The sequence below is a fragment of the Paraburkholderia sp. BCC1884 genome, from assembly GCF_900996225.1.
Taxonomy (GTDB): Bacteria; Pseudomonadota; Gammaproteobacteria; order Burkholderiales; family Burkholderiaceae; genus Paraburkholderia.
Genome location: NZ_CAAJGL010000093.1, coordinates 1 through 610, shown reverse-complemented (window position 1 = coordinate 610; position 610 = coordinate 1). Strand labels below are relative to the sequence as shown.

Genomic DNA, 610 nt, shown 5'->3' with positions numbered 1-610 from the left:
GCAGACCAGCAGCACCGGGGCACTCTTGTTCTTGGCGACCTGGCCGAGCCGGGAAGCCAGCTCGGCGTACTCGACCGAGCGCGCCGAGGGCAGGTGCCCGGCGGCATACTCGGCCGAGGGCCGCAGGTCGATCACGATCGCATTGCGCCGGTTGATCAGTTGGGTCGCCTCGGCGCTGGACAGGCCGCCGCCCCCGCGCCGCAGCGCGGGAACCACCAGCAGGCCGCCGGAAACGAGCATGATCGCGATGAGCGCAAGGTTGGTGTAATCGGTAAAGAACGTCACGGAGGATCCGCCGCTAAAAAAGAGAAATCGAAAAGGACAATCCCGCCATTATAAAATATCCGTCTGACGCGATGGCGACCCGGCTACGGACCCGCCCTTTGCGGCCCGCTTCCTTACTACCGACCAGCAAGCACTCATGTACAAGCTCGTTCTCATCCCCCACGGCGAATCGACATGGAACAAGGAAAACCGCTTCACCGGCTGGGTCGACGTCGACCTGACCGAGCAAGGCAACAACGAGGCCCGCCAGGCCGGCGTCCTGCTCAAGGAAGCCGGCTACGCGTTCGACATCGCCTACACCTCGGTGCTCAAGCGCGCGATCCGC

General features: G+C 64.1%; 2 protein-coding genes. One reads left to right on the top strand and one right to left on the bottom strand.

Annotated features, from left to right (window positions below; translation table 11 throughout):
* The coding region (locus FQ705_RS22375) for a rhodanese-like domain-containing protein (RefSeq protein WP_144144399.1) at positions 1–285 on the bottom strand (285 nt) is incomplete at its 3' end.
* Positions 286–421: 136 nt separating this feature from the next.
* Between FQ705_RS22375 and FQ705_RS22370 the strand changes: the two genes are divergently transcribed.
* The coding region (locus tag FQ705_RS22370) for a 2,3-bisphosphoglycerate-dependent phosphoglycerate mutase (RefSeq protein WP_144144397.1) at positions 422–610 on the top strand (189 nt) is incomplete at its 3' end.